The organism is Amaricoccus sp., assembly GCF_017993425.1.
GTDB lineage: Bacteria > Pseudomonadota > Alphaproteobacteria > Rhodobacterales > Rhodobacteraceae > Amaricoccus.
This window is the reverse complement of record NZ_JAGOMQ010000026.1, coordinates 36,040-54,798: the sequence shown is the minus strand read 5'-3', so window position 1 is coordinate 54,798 and position 18,759 is coordinate 36,040. Positions and strand designations below refer to the sequence as shown.

Genomic DNA, 18,759 nt, shown 5'->3' with positions numbered 1-18,759 from the left:
AGTGTTGCCGAGATGATTTCGATTGGCCCAGACTGCACGACAGTGGAGAGAAACCCCGGTCGGGAGAGTGCGGGACGGTGACGCCAGACGGATTTGACCCGTGGCAAATCCGTCCGCGATCGCCCCTGCGGGGGGCGAGCGCGATTCCGCGCTCGCCGGGGCGATCACGGACGGATTGCGCGCGACGGAGAAATCTGGACCCCCTACGGCTTACGCGCCAACGCGCTCCAGCCGTCGGCGCGGCGAAAGCCTTGCTTTCGCTTGTCGCGCCGCAGCATCGCGGGCAGAGCCCGCTTCGGTCGGGGGGAGCGACGCGGCCTCGGGCGACGACCGGCTCCTGTCGTGTAGTGTGCGATTGGCCGATATGCGGCCAATTTTTCGTTTGAGGCCAGTGCTCTTGACGGATGCGGCGGCAAGAAGTCGACTGCGGGACAAGTCGAAGAAATCTTCGAGCGGAATAAGCGGAGGGAGGCCGACGATAACCGAAGCGGTTTCGACCAGGAAGATCATCATCATCGCCGGCCCCAACGGCGCAGGTAAACACCGAGCACGTGATGCTGGAATGGGGAGAAAACCAATGAAGCCGCAGGACTTGTCCAAGGCCAGCAACCCCGATCTCCGCGCCTCGCTGGCGGCCATGCTGCGCGCGGCAAGAATAGCGCGTGAAACAGCCATCCAGACCAATACCGAGATCGTCATCGCAAAGGACGGCAAACCCCTGCGCATCACGGCGGAAGAGTTGCGCAAGGGCGGTCGGCAGCTTTAAGGCGCGAGTCACGCGCGGCCACCCGACCACCTGAGGAACGGCACAACATTCGTGGAAAGGACTGGCCGCCCCCCGCCTATGCCCCCCGCGAGATGTCGCCGGGCGCGGTCGCAACCGCCGACGCCAGAGGCCGGGCGCGGCGGCCGTCCGAGGCGACCCGGCACGCCGCGGGACAGGCGCGGCGGCGGAATAAAATTACCAACTTCTATTCCGCCTCAAGATCAATGTCTTGAACCCTGTCCCCCTGTGGGACATTTTCCGACCAGCGCTCTCGGGCGCAGACGCCGCCTCAGAACGAGGCGTCCGCGTCCTCCGGCGGCAGCTCCACCGGCGGGGGCGCGGGGCGCGCCGGCACCGGCAGCGTCACCGACTGGTTGGCCGCGACCACCCGGAACGCCCGGATGTTGCGCAGCTCCAGCTCCTGCACGAAGGCGCCGGTCATCAGCAGCCGCGTCCGCTCCGGCCCGGCCGGCATCGGCGTCAGCGGCGGCACCGCCACCAGGTTCACCGTCAGCACCCCGGCGGCGTCCGGCTGCTCATCGGGCAGCAGCGCCGCGTTGAACCAGCCCTGCGTCGGCCCCACCCCGGTGGCGCGGATGATCACCCCGCCATAGCCGCGCTCCAGCGTCGCCTCGCGCATCGGCACCGCGACGGCGTCCGGCAGGTCGACCGGCGTGCGGGTGAAGAGCCCGGTCAGGAACCCCTGCTCGTTCGACCGAACGGTGCCCTCGGAATCGACGTCGCGGGTCGCGCGCGGCTCGTTGTGGCCGAAGCCAAAGCTGCACCCGCCGACGAGAAGCGACCCCGCCAGCGTGACCACCGCAACGCGCATCCCGGGGCCGGTCCTCATGGCCCCCGGATAGCTCGCAGCCGGCCGCTTGGGAAGGCCCAAACCGCCACGGCCGCACTGGACCCGGCGGCCCCGACGTCATATCTGCCACGGGCTGGCAGGAAGGAAGGCCGCCCTTGGCAACGCCGCGTTTCGAAGCGATCGCCGACGATTTCGCGTTCCTCGACGACTGGGAGGACCGCTACCGCTACGTCATCGAGCTCGGCCGCGCGATGGCCCCGCTCGACGAGGCGCTGCGCACGCCCGCGAGCAAGGTCGAGGGCTGCGCCAGCCAGGTCTGGCTGGTCCCGACCCCCACCGGCGAGGGCGAGGCCGCCCGCTTCGACTTCGTCGGCGATTCCGACGCGCTGATCGTGCGCGGCCTCATCGCGACGCTGCACGCCCTCTACGCCGGGCTTGACCCGAAGGGCGTTCTCGCCGTGGATGCCCTCGCCGAGCTCGGCAGGCTCGGGCTCGACCAGCACCTGTCGTCCCAGCGCTCGAACGGGCTGCGCGCGATGGTGGCGAGGATCCGCGCGCTGGCCGGCGCGGCGATGCAGCAGGCCTGAGGGAGAGGCGAGAATGGCGAACCCGCTCGAGAGGCTGCTCCGGGAGCGCGACTGGCTGCTGGCCGACGGCGCCACCGGCACCAACCTCTTCAACATGGGCCTCGAGGCCGGCGAGGCCCCCGAGCTCTGGAACGAGACCGAGCCCGAGAAGATCCGCGCGCTCTACAAGGGCGCGGTCGACGCGGGCTCCGACCTCTTCCTCACCAACAGCTTCGGCGGCAACGCCAGCCGGCTGAAGCTCCACGACGCCGACGGCCGCGCCTATGATCTCAACCGCATCGCCGCCGAGCTGGCCCGCGAGGTCGCCGACGCCTCGGGCCGCACGGTCGTCGTCGCGGGCTCCATGGGCCCGACCGGCGAGATCATGGCCCCCCTCGGCCCGCTGACCATCGAGGGCGCGGCCGAGATGTTCGAGGAGCAGGCCCGCGGCCTCCTCGCCGGCGGGGCCGACGTGCTCTGGGTCGAGACCATCTCCGCGCCCGAGGAGTTCGAGGCCGCCGCCCTCGGCATCGCCCGCGCCGGCGGGGCGTGGTGCGGCACGATGAGCTTCGACACCGCGGGCCGCACCATGATGGGCGTCACCTCGGCCGCGATGGTCGGCCTCGTCGACGGCCTGCCCAACGCCCCGCTCGCCTTCGGGGCGAATTGCGGCGTCGGCGCCTCCGACCTCCTGCGCACCGTCCTCGGCTTCACCGCCCAGTCGCCGCGCCTGCCGGTCATCGCCAAGGGCAACGCCGGCATCCCGAAGTTCCACGACGGCCACATCCACTACGATGGCACGCCGGAGCTGATGGCCGACTACGCCGTCCTGGCCCGCGACTGCGGCGCGACGATCATCGGCGGCTGCTGCGGCACCGCGCCCGCCCACCTCGTCGCCATGCGCGCCGCGCTGGAGACGACGCCGCGCGGCCCGCGCCCCGACCTCGCCGAGATCGAGCGCCGCCTCGGCGGCTTCTCCTCCGCCTCCGACGGCGTTGGCGACGGCGGCGAGGGCGGCGGCGCCCCCCGCGAGCGGCGCCGGAAGCGCGGCTGAGCCGCCCCCCCCCCCGGGGCCCCGCGCCGATGCTCGACGCCCTCGCCCTCGGCGTCGACGCCCTCTCCTTCGACCCCGACGCCTTCCGCCGCGTCGCCGCCCCCGGCGGCCCGCGCGGCACGGTCTTCGCGCTGGTCTTCGTCGCCGGCATGTCGCAGGCGACCGGCCACGCGGTGACGCTCTTCCTCAACCACGTCCGGCCCGGGCGCTTCGTCCTCAGCCTCGCGCTGCAGGGCGCCGTCTACGTCGCCGGCGCCCTCCTGACCGTGGCGCTCGCGCTCGCCCTCGACGAGATGGCCTTCGGCCGCAACCTCGCCTTCCTGCCGACGGCCGCGGTGGTCGCGCTCGCCCACGCGCCCCGCCTCCTCGGCATCCTCACCCTCGCCCCCTACATCGGCGAGCAGCTCGACCGGGCGATCGACGTCTGGGTGCTGCTCCTGACCCTCTTCGGCCTCCACCACGGCCTCGGCCTGCCCTTCGCCGGCGCGGCCTTCTTCGCCTTCAGCGGCTGGGCGGCGATGCGCCTCCTCACCGTGCTGCTCGGCCGCCCCGTCGGCTGGCTGCTCGGCGGCCTCGAGCGCGTCGCGGCCGGGGCGCCGCTCACCCTCAACGCCGGCGGCCTCGTCGACGACCTCCGCCGCCGCGCCCGCGCCGGGCGGGGCGACGGCGACGGCGAAGACCGCGACGCCCCGTGACCGAGGCCCTCTTCTGGCTCGCCGCCATGGGCGCGCTCGGCCTCGTCCTGTCGCTGGCGCTCGCCCCGGTGGAATCGCTCGGCTGGTGGGCGGGCTGGCTCGGCCCCGGCGACGAGCCCGCCGAGCCCGCCCCGCCCCGCGCGCCCGCTCCCGGCCCGCCGCCCGACTGCTTCGTGGTCTTCCTCTCCGGCATCGGCGCGATCTCCGGCCAGGAGCTGCTGCCGCACGAGACGGTGTTCCTCGACCGCCTCCAGGCCGAGCTGCCGGAGGCGCGCATCGTCCGCGACGTCTTCCCCTACGCGCCCTCGGGCCGCGAGCTGCTGACCGGACAGCGGGTGTTCACCTGGCTCTGGCGGCGCGTCCTCGACTGGCGGCTGAACGGGACCCGGCTGCTGCCGGCCATCCTCAACGTCCGCAACCTCTTCCAGGTCCTCGTCTCCGCCGACGACCGCTACGGGCCGCTCTACGGCTTCGGCATCGCCGGCATCGTCCGCGAGCGCCTCGCCGCCGCCGGCTACGACCCGCGCCGGCCCGCCCCGGTGATCCTGCTCGGCTCGAGCGGCGGCGGCCAGATCTCGGTCGGCGCGGCCACCTACCTCGCCGACGCGCTCGGCGCGGCCCCGGCGATCGTCACGATCGGCGGGGTGATGTGCTCGGACCGCGGCATCGACGCCGCCGCCTGGCTCACCTCGCTCTTCGGCTCCGGCGACCGCGTCTACGCGCTCGGCCGCGCCGCCTTCCCGGGCCGCTGGCCGGTGGCGGGCGGGTCGTTCTGGAACGAGGCCCGCCATGACGGCCGCCTCGTCGAGCGCGAGATCGGCGCGATGTCGCATTCCGGCGCGGGCGGCTACCTCGACCCCGCCCCCCGCCCGGCCGCCCCCCCCTGGCTCGACATCACCGTGGACGCCGTCGCCGCGGCGATCCGCGACGGCCTCGCCCGCGGCCCCCGCCCCGCCCGGCGCCCGGTCGGGAGCCAGCCATCGTCGTAGAACGGGCGCGCGGACCGGGACTTCGGCCCCACCGGCGCCGAGCCGTCGACCCCCCGGCGCGCACGGCGCCGCGCCCGCCCCGGCCGCAGCACGCAGGCGCCCGGCCCCGCTCGACGCCCGGTCGACAGGCGGCAATCCTCGCGGAAGGCGCAGCCGCGGACCGGGACTTTCGGCCTCACCGGCGCCGAGCCGTCGGTCCTCCGGCACGCAGGGCGCCGCGCCCCGTCCCCGGCCGCAGCACGCAGGGCGCCCGGCCCGGCCCCGCTCGACGCCCGGTCGACAGCCGGCAATCCTCGCGGAAGGCGCAGCAGCGGACCGGGACCTTCGGCGTCACCGGCGCCGAGCCGTCGGTCCCCCGGCGCGCACGGCGCCGCGCCCCGTCCCCGGCCGCAGCACGCAGGGCGCCCGGCCCGGCCCCGCTCGACGCCCGGTCGACAGCCGGCGATCCTCGCAGAAGGCGCAGCAGCGGACCGGGGCCTTCGGCCCCGCCGGCGCCGGGCCGTCGGCGCGCACCGAAGAGCGCCGCGTCCCCCGCCCGCAACCCACAGGCGCCGCCCCCCGCACCGCTCAGCGCTCGGTCGAGAGCCAGCAATCCTCGTAGAAGGAGCAGTAGCGCACCGCGACCTCGACCACGTCGAGGTCCTCCGGGATCTTCGGCGCCACCGGCGGCAGGCCGTCCGCCCGCCGGCTCGCATAGAGGAGCGCGCCGTCGCCGGGCCGCAGCACATAGGTCCCGTCCATCACGAAGCACTCCGTATCCCAGTCGTCGCCCTCGCGGCCCAGCCGCTCGTCGAGGATCCGGCAGGCGGCGAAGTCCCCCCGGTCGAAGCGCACGCCCCCCTCGACCAGCGCGACCCCGGTCACCACGGCCGGCCCGATCCCGACATCGACCATCCGCATCTCGATGTCGCCGGTGTCGCCGTCCACCTGGAAACGCACGTCGACCCGCGGCATCACCGCGAGGCGGTTGTGCCGCCGCGTCGCCTGCGCCTGGTAGATCGTCAGGCTGATCGCGCAGAGCGAGACGACGATCGGAACCCAGGCGCGGAACGCCTCGGCATAGAGCCTCCACCGCACCCCGCCATCGTCCATGCCGCCCTCCCCCCGCGCGGCGCGGACGTTGCCACGGGCCGCCGCGACCGGCAAGCCGGCCGCCGACAGGGGTTCCGCTGCGCGCGGATTCCCCGTATCTGGTGGGGATGAGGCCGAAGACGAAGCCGCTCGCCTTCTCCGTCCACCTGCTGACCGGCTCGGGGGCCGCGCTGGCGCTGATGGCGCTCGTCGCCGCGACCAAGGGCGAGTGGCGGCTGATGTTCGGCTGGCTCGGCATCGCGCTGATCGTCGACGGCATCGACGGGCCGCTGGCCCGCAAGGTCGACACCAAGAAGAACGCCTCGAACTGGGACGGCACGATCCTCGACCTGGTGATCGACTATCTGACCTACGTCTTCATCCCCGCCTACGCGCTCATCTACACCGGCCTGCTGCCCTGGCATCTCGGCCTGATGGCGGCGCTGGTCATTGCGCTCACCGGGGCGATGTACTTCGCCGACGTGCGGATGAAGGCGGACGACAACTGCTTCGTCGGCTTCCCGGCGGTCTGGCAGATGCCGCTCCTCGTCTTCCTCGTCTTCGACCCGCCGGTCTGGGCGACGCTCGCCATCATCGGCGCGCTGGCGCTCGCGCAGTACACCTGGCTCAAGTTCATCCACCCGATGCGCACGGCCCGCTGGCGGCCGCTGAACCTGACGGTGACGATCCTCTGGGTGATCCTCGCGGGCTGGTCGATCTGGGAGGCCTTCGACCCCCCGGGCCCCGTCAAGGCCGGCCTCCTCGTCACCTCGCTCTGGCTCCTCCTCGTCGGCGTCGTCATGCAGGCCTTCCCGGAACGCCCGCGCGCCCCTCTCAGCGCCGAATAGCCCCTATACCCCCTCGCCGCCCCGCGCCGGCCCGCGCCGCACTCCCCCTTCAGGCGTTCATACTGGCTTGAAACCCTATCGAGCAGGCGCCTCCCCGCCAAAGGGCGGGGAGAAACAAAGGACTCGCGGCCGCCTGCGGCCGCTCCGGCAGGGAGGCCGCAAAGGCGGCCGACCGTCAGCGCCGGCCGAGCGGGGGGCGCGCCCGCGCGCCTCCCCGAGGCCGGCGCTTCCCCCCGCCGCCCGCCATCCTGCTCCTTCCGGGGCGTCCGCCCCGATCAACCCCCGCGCGGCTCGCAAAGCCGACACCCGGCCATCCACCCCCCTTTCGGAACGCAAGTCCCAAGCGCCGCCCGAGCGAGGCCCCTCGCGGGCCTCGAGGCCGGCGCTTTCCCCCCGCCGCCCGATCCCGCTCCTTCCGGGGCGTCCGCCCCGATCGGCCCGCGCGCGGCGAGGCCGACACCCGGCCATCCGCCCCCCCTTCGGGACGCAAGTCCCGAGCGCCGGCCGAGCGGGGCCCCCTCGCGGGGTCCCCGAGGCCGGCGCTGCCCCCGCCGGGGGCAGCTCAGCGAGGCGGGCGCCAGCCCGCCGCCTGCGCCTCGGCCTCGTCGCAGAACCAGCGCTCGCCCAGACCCTCGTCGATGCGGACGCGGGCGTAGTCGCGCGACCACGGCGTGTGGTAGATGCGCTCCCCGGCGCGGTTGACGTTGCCCTTGATCGGGCAGTCCCCCGCCGGCGCGGTCCCCGAGGCGTCGCGCCAGGAGGTGGCGCGCCAGTCCCAGGCCGCCATCGTCTCCGCCTGCCAGATCCCGAGGCCGGAGGCATGGGCGACCGCCTCCGCCGCCGCATAATCGTCGCTGTAGCGCACGAAGGCCCAGGCCAGCCCCTCGGCGACCAGCGCGCCGCCGAGATCGACGCCCCCCGCCGAGCAGCGCGCCACGATCCGCCCGTACTGGTCGCGCTCCTGCGGGTCGCACGCCACCCGCGCGCCCCGCGTCAGCTCCGCCAGCCGGGCCGCCGCCGCCTTGCCGCAGGCCCAGTCCCCGCCCGCGGCTGCGGCGCAGGTCTGCGAGAACTCCGGCGCGTCGATCCCGTGGATGCGCACCCGCACCGGACCGATGTCGAGCGTGTCGCCGTCGAGCACCCGCGCCGGGCCGGCGAGCTCCGCCTCGCCCGCCACGGCGCCGCCCGCGACCAGCGTCGCGAGGAGCGTCGCCGCGAGGGCGCGCCGTCCGGCCATGGGCGCCCTCCTGGCAGCCGTTGTTCCGGCAGCGAGCCTATCCCGCCGCCACCCTCCGCGTCATCTCCCCTGCCACGCCCTGCCTTGCGACACGGTTAACCGGCAGGCCCCCGCGGCGTCACGCCCCCGAGACGCGCCAGATCACGTCGCCCACGTCGTCGGCGACGAGGAGCGAGCGCCCGTCCGGGCCGACGGCCACCCCGACCGGCCGCCCCCAGGACGACCGCTCGTCCGCCGAGAGGAAGCCCGAGAGGATGTCGCGCGGCGGGCCGGAGGGATGGCCGTCGGCGAAGGGCACGAAGACCACGCGATACCCCGAGAGCGTCGCCCGGTTCCACGACCCGTGCTGGCCGATCGCCATCCCCGGCCCGAAGCCCGGCAGCACCCCCTCCGGCAGCCAGCAGAGCCCGAGCGAGGCGGTGTGCCCGCCGAGCGCGTAGTCCGGCGTCCGCGCCGTCGCGACGCGCGCCGGGTCCTGCGGCACGCGGTCGTCCACCGTCCGCCCCCAGTAGCAATAGGGCCAGCCGTAGAAGCCGCCCTCGACCACCGAGGTCAGGTAGTCGGGCGGCGTCTCGTCCCCGAGCCCGTCGCGCTCGTTGACCACCGTCCAGAGCGCGCCCGTCGCCGGCTCGAAGGCGAGCCCGACCGGGTTGCGCAGCCCGGAGGCGAAGATCCGCGTCGCGCCGGAGGCGATGTCGTGGACATGGATCGCCGCCCGCCCCTCCTCCTCCGCCATCCCGTGGTCGCCGATGTTGCTGAGCGAGCCGACCCCGGCATAGAGCCGCGCCCCGTCGGGGCTCGCCAGGAGGCTCCGCGTCCAGTGGCCGCCGGGCCTGAAGTCCGCGAGCCGGCGCGGCTGCCCCCCCAGCCGCGTCGCCCCGGGCTCGAACGGATAGGCGAGCAACCCGTCGGTGACCCCGACGTAGAACGTGTCCCCGACCAGCGCCATCCCGAACGGCTGGTTAAGCCCGCCCAGATAGGTGTCGCGCGTCTCCGCCACCCCGTCGCCGTCGGCGTCGCGCAGCAGCGTGATGCGGTTCGGGCTGCGGCCGACGGCGGCGGCGCGCTGCATGGTGACGTGGATGGCGTAGTCGAAGGCGCTGCGGATGCGGCCGGGCTCCTGCAACGCCTCGGCCGTGAGCACGTCGCCGTTCGGCAGCACCTCGATCCAGCGCGGATGCTTCAGGCCGGCCGCGAAGGCGTTGACCGCGAGCCCGGGCGCCGGCGTGGGCCTCGTCCCCTGCGGCCAGCCGCGGGCGGTCGGCATCTTCAGGGTGGGCACGCCTTGCGGCTTCGCCGGCGGGATGGCAGGCGTCGGCCCGACCGCCTGCGGCCCGGCATGGCGGTCATGGCGACGCGCGAGGATCGCGGCCGCGCCCACCATCGCCACCCCGCGCGCGACGAGCTCCGAGACCCCCATGCCGTCCTCCCTGTCCTGGCTGCGCCCCCGTGATGCGTCGCCCCGCGCCCCCGCGCAACCCTCAAAGGCCACGCCCCCGCCGGCGCCCCTCGCCAGCGGCGCCGTCCTCGCCCCGCTCCGCCGCGCCACTCTCCCCGCGCCACTGTCCCCGCGCCCCCGCCCGAGGCCGACGGCCCCACGACCCGCCGCCACGCCTGCCCGTCGCGCGCCCGGGCCCTCCACGGCCCACCTCGCCTGCGACGCCGGCCTCCCTGTCGTCCGAGGGGGCCAGACCCGCCCGCATCGCCCGGCCGCCGCATCCCGGCCGCCCGCATCGCCCGGCCGCCCGTGTCGCCCGGCCGCCCGTGTCGCCCGGCCGCCGTGTCGCCCGGCCGGCCTCCCCCCGGCCGCCCCGGTCCCCGCTCTCCCGGCCGCCCGAGGTTGACAAACGCCGGCCGGCGCCGGAAGCCCGGACGCCGGCCCGTCCCGGGGCGGCGGCCCGATCCCCGCCCCGACCTCGCGCGCATGAGCCCACGCCCGGAGATCCTCTTCCCGCTCTTCGCCGAGCTGACCGCGCTCGACGGCGTCGGGCCGAAGGTCGCGAAGCTCTTCGCGCGGCTCGAGGTCGAGCGCCCCGCGGGCCTCCTCTTCCTCCTCCCCCACGCCGTCGTCGACCGCCGCCCGCGCCCGACCATCCGCGACCTCGCGCTCCCCGCCGTGGCGACGGTCGAGGTCGCGGTCGGCATGCACCAGCCGCCCGCCGCCCGCGGCCGGCCCTACCGCATCCACGTCCGCGACGCGGCGACCGAGTTCCTGCTCGTCTACTTCCGCGCCCACGGCGATGCACTCGGCCGGTCGCTGCCTTCCGGCGCCCGCCGCATCGTCTCCGGCAAGGTCGAGCTCTTCGACGGCGTGGCGCAGATGGTCCACCCCGACCACATCCTCCGCCCCGGCGACGCGGCCCTGCCCGACTTCGAGCCCGTCTACCCGCTGACGCAGGGGTTCACCCAGCGCATCGTCGCCCGCGCCGCCGCCGAGGCGCTCGCCCGCGCCCCCGAGTTGCCAGAATGGATCGACCCCGCCGTCCTCGCCGCCCGCCGCTGGCCCTCCTGGCGCGACGCGGTCCGCGCCGCCCACGCGCCCGCCGGCCCGGCGGACGTCGCCCCCGAGGCCCCGGCCCGCGAGCGGCTCGCCTACGACGAGCTCTTCGCCCACCAGCTCACCCTCGCCCTCGCCCGCGCCCACATGCGCCGGCCCAAGGGCTTCGAGACAAGCGGCGATGGCAGCCTGCGCGCCCGGGCGCTGGCGGCGCTGCCCTACGCCCCCACCGGAGCCCAGACCCGCGCCGCGGCGGAGATCGCCGCCGACATGGCCGACGCCCGCCGGATGAACCGCCTGCTCCAGGGCGACGTCGGCGCCGGCAAGACCCTCGTCGCGCTGCTCGCCATGCTCGCCGCCGTCGAGGCCGGGGGGCAGGCGGCGATGATGGCCCCGACCGACATCCTCGCCCGCCAGCATTTCCGCTCGCTCTCCCCCCTCGCCGAGGCGGCGGGCGTGCGCATCGAGCTCCTCACCGGCCGCGACAAGGGCGCCGAGCGCGCCCGCCGCCTCGACGCCATCGCCTCCGGCGCCGCCGGCATCGTCGTCGGCACCCATTCGCTCTTCCAGAAGGACGTCGCCTTCGCCGACCTCCGCCTCGCCATCGTCGACGAGCAGCACCGCTTCGGGGTGCGCCAGCGCATGGACCTCGGCGCCAAGGGCGGCGCCGCCGACCTCCTCGTCATGACCGCGACGCCCATCCCGCGCTCGCTCGCGCTCGCCTCCTACGGCGACATGGACCTCTCCGTCCTCGACGAGAAGCCGCCGGGCCGCACCCCGGTGCGCACCGCGCTCGCCTCCTCCGGCCGGCTCGACGAGGTGGTGGAGCACCTGCGCGCCGCCCTCGCCGAAGGCCGCCAGGCCTACTGGGTCTGCCCGCTCGTCGAGGAGAGCGAGGTCGCCGAGCTCACCGCCGCCGAGGAGCGCGCCCGCGCGCTCCGCCTCGCCCTCGGCGCCGAGCGCGTCGGCCTCGTCCACGGCCAGCTCGCGCCGGCCGAGCGCGACGCCGCCATGGCCGACTTCGCTGCGGGGCGCACCCGGCTTCTCGTCGCCACCTCGGTGATCGAGGTCGGCGTCGACGTGCCGAACGCCTCGATCATGGTGATCGAGGGCGCCCAGAACTTCGGCCTCGCCCAGCTCCACCAGCTCCGCGGCCGCGTCGGCCGCGGGGCCGCCGCCTCGACCTGCCTCCTCGTCTACGACCCGCCGCTCGGCGAGACCGCCCTGGCGCGGCTCCGGGCGCTGCGCGACACCGAGGACGGCTTCCGCATCGCCGAGGAGGACCTGCGCCTGCGCGGGGCCGGCGACGTCCTCGGCACCGCCCAGTCCGGCCTGCCGAGGTTCCGCATCGCCGACATGGAGACGCAAGCCGACCTGATGCGCACCGCCCAGGAGGACGCCCGCCTCCTCCTCGCCCGCGACCCCGACCTCGCCACCCCGCGCGGCCGCGCCGCCCGCACGCTCCTCCACCTCCTCGAGCGCGACAAGGCCATCCGCCTCCTCGCCGTCGGCTGATCTATGTTCCGCCTTCGTTCGCGAATCGCTTGACTCTTGGTTAACGCAGTGCGAACTTTTGCCGAACACAGAGGGAACAAAGCCATGATAGACGCCTGGCGCCGCCTGTTCGCTTCCGACCCCGACGCCGTCCTGCGCGAGGCCCTCGGCCTCTCCGCCCTCGTCGTCGCCATCCTCGCCGGCCTGTTCCTGCCCGGCCTCGCCTGACCCTTTCGCCAGCCCCCTTTCGCCAGACTGCTTCCTGCCTGACCGCCAGCGGCGCGGATCCGCCGGACACTGCCCGTCCTGCCTGCCGACTGCCTCGGCCGCGCCGCTCCCTGACGCCGCCCCCGGGCCAACCCCGGGTGGCGGCGCTTTTTTGTCGGCCTCACTCCCCCGCACCCGTGCGATCGCCTGAAGGGCGGGGAGCGCGGCAGCGGCGGGAGCCGACCTCCAGGCCGCCGCGCCATCGCCGCCGTCGACGCGACCGCCGCCGCCGCGATCCGGGAGCCCGACGCCTCGACCGGCCGCTCCGCCCGCCGTCCCGCATCCCCCGCGGCCTACGGCGTCCCGGCGTCCTCCGCCACGGGCTCCAGCCGGGCCCGCTCGCCCTCCTCGAGCACCGGCGTCCCGGAGAGCGCGGCGCCGCGCGCCCGCAGCGCCGCAGCCCGCGCCGCCAGCGCGTCGCGCTCGGCCTCGACGCTCTGCGCGCTCGCCAGGCCCTCGGCCCGCGGCGCCTCGAAGGCGGAGGTCGGCAGCAGATGCGGCGGCGGCGCGGCGCGCACATGCTCCGAGACCGGCGCCGCCGCCTCGGGCGGCGCGCAGCCCACGAGCGCCAGCATCGCGAGGAGCCCGGCCACGGCCGGACGGAGGCGGAACGCGCAGGTCACCCCGCCGCTCATACCCAAGCCCGCCGCCCGCGTCGAGGCCGCCCCCGCGCCCTGTCGCGACCCATGGGCAAGCCGGAAACCAGACGCTATCATCCCCCCACAAACGGCGGCCCCGAGGCCGCGAGGGGAAGGAGAACGCCGTGAGCGAATCGAAGGACGCCCAGACTCTGGCCGAGCAGGGCCACCGCGTGGCCCACAACATGGCCGAGGTCATCGACATCTCGGGCCAGATCTGGAAACGCTTCCTCTCCACCCAGATGGAGGCCGGCGGCCCCGGCCACCCCGACCCGCTCAACACCTGGCCGACCTTCGCCGAACTCTACCGCACCATGTGGGACAACCCCAAGCAGGTCGCGGACATGACGCTGGAATACTGGGCCGCCCAGAACCAGCTCTGGCAGCAGTCGCTGTTGAAATGGCTCGGGGCCAAGGACGCCGGCGAGCCGGTGGACGCCCCGTTCATGGCCAAGGCCGACAAGCGCTTCGCCCACAAGGACTGGTCGGAGAACGCGGTCTTCGACTACCTCAAGCAGAGCTACCTGCTGACCTCCGGCTGGATCCAGGACACCGTCGCCTCGGTCGGCGAGATGGACCCCAAGGACCGCAAGAAGGCCTCGTTCTACACCCGCCAGTTCGTCGAGGCGATGAACCCCGCGAATTTCTTCGCCCTCAACCCCGAGGTCCTGCAGGCCACCGTCGACGAGAAGGGCGACAACCTCGTCCGCGGGCTCAGGATGATGCTCGCCGACCTCGACCGCGGCAAGGGCAAGCTCCTGATTCGCCAGACCGACATGGACGCCTTCGAGGTCGGCCGCAACACCGCCGTCTCGCCCGGCGCGGTGATCTGGCAGAACGACGTCCTCCAGCTCATCCAGTACGCGCCGCTGACCGAGAAGGTCCACGCAAGGCCGCTGCTCTTCGTGCCGCCCTGGATCAACAAGTTCTACATCCTCGACCTCAACCCGAAGAAGTCGATGGTGAAGTGGCTCGTCGAGCAGGGCTTCACCGTCTTCATGGTCTCGTGGATCAACCCCGACCAGCGGCACGCCGCCGAGACCTGGGAGAGCTACATGGCCGGCGTCTCCGACGCCATCGACGCCGCGCTGGCCGAGACCGGCCAGAAGAGCCTCAACCTCACCTCCTACTGCGTCGGCGGCACGCTCGCCGGCACCATCCTCGCCCGCGCCGGCCGCCGCAAGGACAAGCGCATCGCCTCGGCGACCTTCTTCACCGCCCAGCTCGACTTCGAGGACGCGGGCGAGCTGCAGATCCTCGTCGACGACAAGACCTTGGACGTGATCGGCAACGAGATGGAGCGGGGCTTCATGCCCGCCGACCGCATGGCGAACGCCTTCAACATGCTGCGGGCGAACGACCTGATCTGGGGCTACGTCGTCAGCAACTACATGCTCGGCAAGGACCCGTTCCCCTTCGACCTCCTCTACTGGAACGCCGATTCCACCGCGATGCCGGCGCGGGTCCACCACTTCTACCTCGACCGCTTCTACGTGCGGAACGCCTTCGCCAAGGGCGAGCTCGAGCTCGACGGCGAGCCGGTGGTCCTCTCGGACATCGCCGGCCCGGTCTACCACGTCGCCACCAAGGAGGACCACATCGCCCCGGCCGCCTCGGTCTATCGCGGCGCCAAGGAGATGAAGCGCGCCGACGTGCGCTTCGTCGTCTCCGGCTCGGGCCACATCGCCGGCGTCATCAACCCGCCGGCGCTCGGCAAGTACCAGTTCTGGACCAACCCCGACCTCACCGCGCCGACGCTCGAGGCCTGGCTCGAGGCCGCCGAGGAGACCGCCGGCAGCTGGTGGCCCGACTGGGAGGCCTGGCTGAAGTCCCGCTCCGGCCGCCTCGTCGCCGCCCGCGAGCCCGGCGCAAGGACCGGGGTGATCGAGGCGGCCCCCGGCTCCTTCGTCAAGGTGCGCTTCGACCGCGCCGAGGACGCGCCGCAGGCGGCCATCGCCCCCTGACGCGGGAAGGGGGCCCGTGGCGCCGCCACGGGCGCCCTGCCGACCGCGCCCGCCGTCCCGGGACGGCGGGCGCTCCGCCGCCGCTCAATCGTCGTCCGAGCGGCGCACGATGTCCGCCAGGAAGACCTCGTTCACCGACAGCGAGCGGGCGACCTCCGGGTCGATCCCGGACTTGGCGACGAACTGCGCCCCCGGCGCCGTCGCCGCGGCGCTCGCCGCCATCTCCGGCTGGCGATCGTCGCCGCGGGCCTCGGCGCGGATCTTCGCCTCGGCGAGCTCCGTCAGCGACATGCCCGCCGCCATCGCGGGGTCGATCCCGGCCGCGGCCGCCAGCTGGGCCCGCGCGGCGGCCGGGGCGCTGCCCTCGACCACGACGACCGCGATATGGTCGTCCGCCCGCGCGTCGGCGTTGAACTTGTGCCGCGCCAGCTCGCCGAGCGAGAGGCCGGCGGCCTCCCCCGCGCCGATCCCCGCCGAGGCGGCGAGCTGGCCCGTGTCGGCGACCGCGGCGGAGCCAATGCCGAGAGCGGCCGCAGCCGCGAGAATGCAGAACTTCATTTCAATATCCTTCCGGTCTTTCATCCCCGGGGCCTCGCGCCTCCGGGAGAAGCTCGGCGGGACCGCGCCAACGCCCGGTCCGTCCGACGTCCCGGCTTTTGCCACCGCCCCCGTGACGCCGCCGGGACTCGACCGTGACGCCCCGTCGTCGCGCTGGCATTTGAACGCCCGTTCATTTAGCGTCCCGCCATGGCGCGCAGGACGGGGTCGAACGGCGAGAGGACGGCGCAGGATCTGCGCCGCGCCGCGCTGCGCCTCTTCGCCGCCCACGGCTACGCCGCGGTGTCGATGCGCCAGATCGCCGCCGCCGTCGGCGTGCAGGCGGGCGCCCTCTACCTCTACACGCCCGACAAGCAGACGCTCCTCGCCGACATCATGACGGAGCACATGGAGGACCTGCTCGCCGCCTGGGCCGAGCACCCGCGGCCCGCCGACCCGACCCCGCCGGCGCGCTTCGAGGCTTTCGTCCGCTTCCATATCCGCCACCACCTCAGCCGCGCGGCGGAGGTCTTCCTCTCCTACATGGAGCTGCGCAGCCTCGAGCCCGGCAACTTCGCCCGCGTCGAGACGCTCCGGGGCAGCTACGAGGCGGTGCTCACCGACATCCTCGTCGCCGGCGTCGCCTCCGGCGACTTCCGCCTCGGCAACCCCAAGCTCGCCACCTTCGCGCTGATCGCCATGCTGACCGGCGTCAACACCTGGTACCGCCCCGGCGGCCGCCTGGGCTCCGAGGCGATCGAGGAGGAATACCTCGCCCTCGCCCGCGCCCTCGTCGGCGACCGCTGACGCCGGCTCCGGGCCGCGGACCGGCCGCTACGCCCCGCCTCGCGCCTCAAGTCGCGCGCCCAACTCCACGACCAGCGGCGACGTCTCATGTCAACCTGCTCGACGCGGAGCGGTTCGGAAAGGGAGGGCGCAAGCTCGAAGGGAGTCGAGCGGCGCCGCGAAATGCGGCGCTGATGACTGTGCAATGATTTTCACCGTTATATTCAAAATATTTGCAAATATATTTCGAATTATATTTGCGCGCAAACAAACATGATCGAGATGTCGCCTGCTCGCATCTGCCCGGGATTGTCCGACAGCATCGCGGACGATTGGCCCCGACATGCACGGCCCTGGTGGCCGCATAGCGTGCGCACGCCGGCACACTGCACGACGCCTGCCCTGTCGGATCCGCGGAGCCGCGACCGACCGAAGCGGGCTTGCCCGCGAGGCCCGGCGCGACAGGCGAAAGCACGGCTTTCGCCGCGCCGACGGCTGGAGCGCGTTGGCGCGGAAGCCGTGAGGGGCGCCGATTTCTCCGGGAGCGCGCAATCCGTCCGTGATCGCCCCGGCGAGCGCGGAATCGCGCTCGCCCCCCGAGGGGCGATCGCGGACGGATTTGCCACGGGTCAAATCCGTCTGGCGTCGGCGTCGCGGCCAGCCTCGGGCCGGGCTTCCTCTCCACTGTCGTGCAGTGTGCGCACGCCGGTAATCTTCCATTCACGCCTACGCAAAATCAATGGCTTAGGCAATTTTCACGCGTGAACACGTCCCGCACGCACCGCCCGGTCCGGGGCGCCCGGCTCGGGCCAGGGAGACATGACGCAGCCGCGCCCGCCGCGCTCACCCCCGCCCCGTCGACCCGAACCCGCCTTCCCCCCGCCCGGTCGCCCCGACCTCCGCCACCTCGCGAAACACCGCCCGCGGCGCCGGGGCGAGCACCAGCTGCGCGATCCGCATCCCGTGCGCCACCGTGAACGGACGATCTCCGAGGTTGACGAGGATCACCCCCACCGGCCCGCGATAGTCCGCGTCGATCGTCCCCGGCGCGTTCAGGAGCGTGATCCCGTCCTTCAGCGCCAGCCCGGAGCGCGGCCGCACCTGCGCCTCCCAGCCCTCCGGCAGCTCCAGCGCGAAGCCGGTCGGCGCCAGCCGCCGCTCCCCCGGCGCGAGCGTCAGCCCCGCCGCCCGGTCCTCCGGCGCGAGGTTCGCCCGCACGTCCGCCCCGGCCGCCCCGGCCGTCGCATACTCCGGCAGCGGCACCGCCGGATCGGCCCCGGGCAGCCGCTGCACGCCGACCGCGATCACGCCAGCGCCCCGGCGATCCGGTCGGCCAGCCGCTCCGCCGTCTCCGCCTTCGAGAGCCGCGGCCAGGCCTCCGCCCCCGCCTCGGTGATCAGCGTCACCGCGTTCTCGGTCCCGCCCATGATCCCCGTCGCCGGGCTGACGTCGTTGGCCACCAGCCAGTCGCAGCCCTTGCGCAGCCGCTTCGCGCTGGCGTTGGCGAGCACGTCGTCGGTCTCCGCGGCGAAGCCCACCACCAGCCGCGGCCGCCCGGCCTCGCGCCGCGCCACCGTCCGCAGGATGTCGGGGTTCTCCGCGAGCTCCAGCCGCGGCGGCGCGCCGGAGGCGTCCTTCTTCATCTTCGAGGCCTTCGCCGAGACCACCCGCCAGTCCGCCACCGCCGCCGCGAACACCGCCGCGTCCGCCGGCAGCGCGGCCTCGACGGCGGCCAGCATCTCCACCGCCGTCTCGACCTCGTGGACCTCGCAGCCCCTCGGGCGCGGCGCCTCGGCGGGGCCGGTGACGAAGCTCACCCGCGCCCCCCGCCGCGCCAGCGCCTCGGCGATCGCCGCCCCCTGCCGCCCGGAGGAGCGGTTGGCGATGTAGCGCACCGGGTCGATGGGCTCGTGCGTCGGCCCCGAGGTCACCAGCACGTGCCGGCCCGCGAGCGGCCCCGCGCCCGCGGGGCGCAGCGCCGCCTCGATCGCCGCCACGATCTCCGCCGGCTCGGCCATCCGCCCCGGCCCGAACTCGCCGCAGGCCATCTCGCCCTCGCGCGGCCCGACGAAGAGCGCCCCGTCGGCCCCGAGCCGCGCCACGTTCCGGGCGACCGCGGGATGCAGCCACATCCGCACGTTCATCGCCGGCGCGAGGAGCACCCGCTTGTCGGTGGCCAGCAGCAGCGTCGAGGCGAGGTCGTCGGCATGGCCGTTCGCCACCTTGGCGAGCAGGTCCGCCGTCGCCGGCGCGACCACCACCAGGTCGGCGGCGCGCGACAGCTGGATATGCCCCATCTCCGCCTCGTCGGTCAGGTCGAAGAGGTCCGCATAGGCCCGCGTCCCCGCCAGCGCCGACAGCGACAGCGGGGTGACGAACTCCGCCCCGGCCCGGGTCAGCACCGGCGTCACCCGCCCGCCCGCCTTATGGATCAGCCGGACAAGCTCCAGGCTCTTGTAGGCGGCGATCCCGCCGCCGACGATCAGCAGAACGCTCCGCCCGACCAGCATCCCCGCGCTCCGCGCCGCCTCGCCCGCTC

At 74.3% G+C, this 18,759-nt stretch carries 19 protein-coding genes; 10 read left to right on the top strand and 9 right to left on the bottom strand.

Annotated elements, in window-relative coordinates:
• Positions 1-210 precede the first annotated feature (210 nt).
• Positions 211-516 (bottom strand): hypothetical protein, encoded by a 306-nt coding sequence (locus tag KBB57_RS13350; RefSeq protein ID WP_290751020.1) that lies wholly within the window; start codon positions 514-516, stop codon positions 211-213.
• 61 nt (positions 517-577) lie between these two features.
• Between KBB57_RS13350 and KBB57_RS13345 the strand changes: the two genes are divergently transcribed.
• A complete protein-coding gene (locus KBB57_RS13345) occupies positions 578-766 on the top strand; it encodes a hypothetical protein (RefSeq protein ID WP_290751018.1) in 189 nt (62 codons plus the stop codon).
• A 289-nt stretch (positions 767-1,055) separates the two neighbouring features.
• On the opposite strand, the gene KBB57_RS13340 is transcribed toward KBB57_RS13345, so the two are convergent.
• Positions 1,056-1,598: a hypothetical protein gene (locus tag KBB57_RS13340; RefSeq protein WP_290751016.1), complete on the bottom strand. Its 543-nt coding sequence runs from the start codon at positions 1,596-1,598 to the stop codon at positions 1,056-1,058.
• 134 nt (positions 1,599-1,732) lie between these two features.
• Here KBB57_RS13340 and KBB57_RS13335 point away from each other — a divergent pair, with 134 nt between their 5' ends.
• From KBB57_RS13335 to KBB57_RS13320, 4 genes are read left to right on the top strand one after another with little or no spacing between them, the layout of a single operon-like run.
• The gene (locus tag KBB57_RS13335) at positions 1,733-2,164 is read left to right on the top strand and encodes a SufE family protein (protein ID WP_290751013.1); all 432 of its coding nucleotides are present in this window, start codon (positions 1,733-1,735) and stop codon (positions 2,162-2,164) included.
• A 13-nt stretch (positions 2,165-2,177) separates the two neighbouring features.
• The gene (gene bmt, locus KBB57_RS13330; protein ID WP_290751011.1) at positions 2,178-3,197 is read left to right on the top strand and encodes a betaine--homocysteine S-methyltransferase; all 1,020 of its coding nucleotides are present in this window, start codon (positions 2,178-2,180) and stop codon (positions 3,195-3,197) included.
• 29 nt (positions 3,198-3,226) lie between these two features.
• Positions 3,227-3,892, top strand: coding sequence for a hypothetical protein (locus tag KBB57_RS13325; RefSeq protein WP_290751009.1), 666 nt, complete (start codon positions 3,227-3,229; stop codon positions 3,890-3,892).
• Positions 3,889-4,881, top strand: coding sequence for a hypothetical protein (locus KBB57_RS13320; RefSeq protein WP_290751006.1), 993 nt, complete (start codon positions 3,889-3,891; stop codon positions 4,879-4,881). The genes KBB57_RS13325 and KBB57_RS13320 overlap by 4 nt, the downstream gene beginning before the upstream one ends.
• 567 nt (positions 4,882-5,448) lie before the next feature.
• On the opposite strand, the gene KBB57_RS13315 is transcribed toward KBB57_RS13320, so the two are convergent.
• A complete protein-coding gene (locus KBB57_RS13315) occupies positions 5,449-5,973 on the bottom strand; it encodes a hypothetical protein (RefSeq protein ID WP_290751003.1) in 525 nt (174 codons plus the stop codon).
• 107 nt (positions 5,974-6,080) lie between these two features.
• Between KBB57_RS13315 and KBB57_RS13310 the strand changes: the two genes are divergently transcribed.
• Positions 6,081-6,800 (top strand): CDP-alcohol phosphatidyltransferase family protein, encoded by a 720-nt coding sequence (locus KBB57_RS13310; RefSeq protein WP_290751001.1) that lies wholly within the window; start codon positions 6,081-6,083, stop codon positions 6,798-6,800.
• A 562-nt stretch (positions 6,801-7,362) separates the two neighbouring features.
• Here the strand turns inward: KBB57_RS13310 and KBB57_RS13305 are convergent.
• Together KBB57_RS13305 and KBB57_RS13300 are read right to left on the bottom strand one after the other, a co-directional pair.
• The gene (locus KBB57_RS13305; RefSeq protein ID WP_290750998.1) at positions 7,363-8,037 is read right to left on the bottom strand and encodes a thermonuclease family protein; all 675 of its coding nucleotides are present in this window, start codon (positions 8,035-8,037) and stop codon (positions 7,363-7,365) included.
• A gap of 118 nt (positions 8,038-8,155) precedes the next feature.
• Positions 8,156-9,457: a sorbosone dehydrogenase family protein gene (locus KBB57_RS13300; RefSeq protein ID WP_290750995.1), complete on the bottom strand. Its 1,302-nt coding sequence runs from the start codon at positions 9,455-9,457 to the stop codon at positions 8,156-8,158.
• Between the two features lie 504 nt (positions 9,458-9,961).
• Here KBB57_RS13300 and recG point away from each other — a divergent pair.
• Together recG and KBB57_RS13290 are read left to right on the top strand one after the other, a co-directional pair.
• Positions 9,962-12,049 carry an ATP-dependent DNA helicase RecG gene (gene recG, locus KBB57_RS13295; protein ID WP_290750992.1) on the top strand — a complete coding sequence of 696 codons (2,088 nt, stop codon included), beginning with the start codon at positions 9,962-9,964 and terminating at the stop codon, positions 12,047-12,049.
• Between the two features lie 84 nt (positions 12,050-12,133).
• Entirely contained in the window at positions 12,134-12,256 is a 123-nt protein-coding gene (locus KBB57_RS13290) for a hypothetical protein (RefSeq protein WP_290750989.1), read from the top strand.
• 332 nt (positions 12,257-12,588) lie between these two features.
• Here the strand turns inward: KBB57_RS13290 and KBB57_RS13285 are convergent, their stop codons facing one another.
• On the bottom strand, positions 12,589-12,918 hold the full coding sequence (locus KBB57_RS13285; RefSeq protein WP_290750986.1) for a hypothetical protein: 330 nt from the start codon (positions 12,916-12,918) through the stop codon (positions 12,589-12,591).
• A 140-nt stretch (positions 12,919-13,058) separates the two neighbouring features.
• Between KBB57_RS13285 and KBB57_RS13280 the strand changes: the two genes are divergently transcribed.
• A complete protein-coding gene (locus KBB57_RS13280) occupies positions 13,059-14,897 on the top strand; it encodes a class I poly(R)-hydroxyalkanoic acid synthase (RefSeq protein ID WP_290750983.1) in 1,839 nt (612 codons plus the stop codon).
• Between the two features lie 84 nt (positions 14,898-14,981).
• On the opposite strand, the gene KBB57_RS13275 is transcribed toward KBB57_RS13280, so the two are convergent.
• Positions 14,982-15,455, bottom strand: coding sequence for a hypothetical protein (locus tag KBB57_RS13275; RefSeq protein WP_290750981.1), 474 nt, complete (start codon positions 15,453-15,455; stop codon positions 14,982-14,984).
• Positions 15,456-15,644: 189 nt separating this feature from the next.
• Between KBB57_RS13275 and KBB57_RS13270 the strand changes: the two genes are divergently transcribed.
• Positions 15,645-16,241 carry a TetR family transcriptional regulator gene (locus tag KBB57_RS13270; protein WP_290750978.1) on the top strand — a complete coding sequence of 199 codons (597 nt, stop codon included), beginning with the start codon at positions 15,645-15,647 and terminating at the stop codon, positions 16,239-16,241.
• An 822-nt stretch (positions 16,242-17,063) separates the two neighbouring features.
• Here KBB57_RS13270 and dut read toward each other — a convergent pair.
• Positions 17,064-17,528 (bottom strand): dUTP diphosphatase, encoded by a 465-nt coding sequence (gene dut / locus KBB57_RS13265; RefSeq protein ID WP_290750976.1) that lies wholly within the window; start codon positions 17,526-17,528, stop codon positions 17,064-17,066.
• Entirely contained in the window at positions 17,525-18,730 is a 1,206-nt protein-coding gene (gene coaBC, locus KBB57_RS13260; protein WP_290750973.1) for a bifunctional phosphopantothenoylcysteine decarboxylase/phosphopantothenate--cysteine ligase CoaBC, read from the bottom strand. The genes dut and coaBC overlap by 4 nt, the downstream gene beginning before the upstream one ends.
• Positions 18,731-18,759: the final 29 nt, after the last annotated feature.

Bases quoted from the DNA above. Each gene is read 5' to 3' on its own strand.
- KBB57_RS13345 (WP_290751018.1), top strand. From the start codon at position 578: ATGAAGCCGCAGGACTTGTCCAAGGCCAGCAACCCCGATCTCCGCGCC.
- KBB57_RS13290 (WP_290750989.1), top strand. From the start codon at position 12,134: ATGATAGACGCCTGGCGCCGCCTGTTCGCTTCCGACCCCGACGCCGTC.
- bmt (WP_290751011.1), top strand. From the start codon at position 2,178: ATGGCGAACCCGCTCGAGAGGCTGCTCCGGGAGCGCGACTGGCTGCTG.
- KBB57_RS13300 (WP_290750995.1), bottom strand. From the start codon at position 9,457: ATGGGGGTCTCGGAGCTCGTCGCGCGCGGGGTGGCGATGGTGGGCGCG.
- KBB57_RS13340 (WP_290751016.1), bottom strand. From the start codon at position 1,598: ATGCGCGTTGCGGTGGTCACGCTGGCGGGGTCGCTTCTCGTCGGCGGG.
- KBB57_RS13305 (WP_290750998.1), bottom strand. From the start codon at position 8,037: ATGGCCGGACGGCGCGCCCTCGCGGCGACGCTCCTCGCGACGCTGGTC.
- KBB57_RS13350 (WP_290751020.1), bottom strand. From the start codon at position 516: ATGATGATGATCTTCCTGGTCGAAACCGCTTCGGTTATCGTCGGCCTC.
- KBB57_RS13310 (WP_290751001.1), top strand. From the start codon at position 6,081: ATGAGGCCGAAGACGAAGCCGCTCGCCTTCTCCGTCCACCTGCTGACC.
- KBB57_RS13275 (WP_290750981.1), bottom strand. From the start codon at position 15,455: ATGAAGTTCTGCATTCTCGCGGCTGCGGCCGCTCTCGGCATTGGCTCC.
- recG (WP_290750992.1), top strand. From the start codon at position 9,962: ATGAGCCCACGCCCGGAGATCCTCTTCCCGCTCTTCGCCGAGCTGACC.
- coaBC (WP_290750973.1), bottom strand. From the start codon at position 18,730: ATGCTGGTCGGGCGGAGCGTTCTGCTGATCGTCGGCGGCGGGATCGCC.
- KBB57_RS13270 (WP_290750978.1), top strand. From the start codon at position 15,645: ATGGCGCGCAGGACGGGGTCGAACGGCGAGAGGACGGCGCAGGATCTG.
- KBB57_RS13325 (WP_290751009.1), top strand. From the start codon at position 3,227: ATGCTCGACGCCCTCGCCCTCGGCGTCGACGCCCTCTCCTTCGACCCC.
- KBB57_RS13315 (WP_290751003.1), bottom strand. From the start codon at position 5,973: ATGGACGATGGCGGGGTGCGGTGGAGGCTCTATGCCGAGGCGTTCCGC.